General features: G+C 54.5%; 1 protein-coding gene. It reads right to left on the bottom strand.

Annotated features, from left to right (window positions below):
• A partial coding sequence (locus F4V54_RS11205) for an IS256 family transposase (RefSeq protein WP_150387180.1) occupies positions 1-589 on the bottom strand: 589 nt, incomplete at both ends.

The raw sequence follows: 589 nt of genomic DNA, 5'->3' as shown, positions 1-589 counted from the left end.
GAATAAGGTGCACTACACAGGTTTGTACCATCGAGTCCGGCCAGGTTGCTTCCACAGCTTCTGGCAGGCCTTTAAGCCCGTCGCAGCAGACAATGAATACGTCCTGGACCCCGCGCGAGGCGAGGTTTGCGCACACATGAGCCCAAAAGGACGCTCCTTCCTCTTTCGCCAACCAAATACCGAGGATGTGCTTGATCCCGTCCATGTCTACTCCGATGGCTAGGTAAGCAGACTTGTTAACCACCCGGCCACCGTCGCGGACTTTAATGCGTAGCGCGTCGAGAAAGATCACCGGGTAAAAGTCATCGAGCTGGCGGTTCTGCCACATCATCACCTCATCTAAAACAGTCTCAGTAACTGCAGAAATAGTTTCATGGGAGATATCCACGCCCATCGAGGTGATCATATGGTGCTGGATATCTCGTACAGTCATGCCACCTGCGTACAAGCTGATAATCATATCGTCAACGTCGGTGAGCCGACGGGAGCCTTTGGGCACCATCGCCGGTAGGAACGAGCCGTTACGGTCCCTGGGGACTGACACGTCCACAGGCCCATAGTTCGAATCAACTCGCTTGGGGTAGGAACC

This window comes from Corynebacterium tuscaniense, from assembly GCF_008693065.1.
Classification (GTDB): Bacteria; Actinomycetota; Actinomycetes; order Mycobacteriales; family Mycobacteriaceae; genus Corynebacterium; species Corynebacterium tuscaniense.
This window is presented reverse-complemented; position numbering and strand designations above follow the sequence as displayed.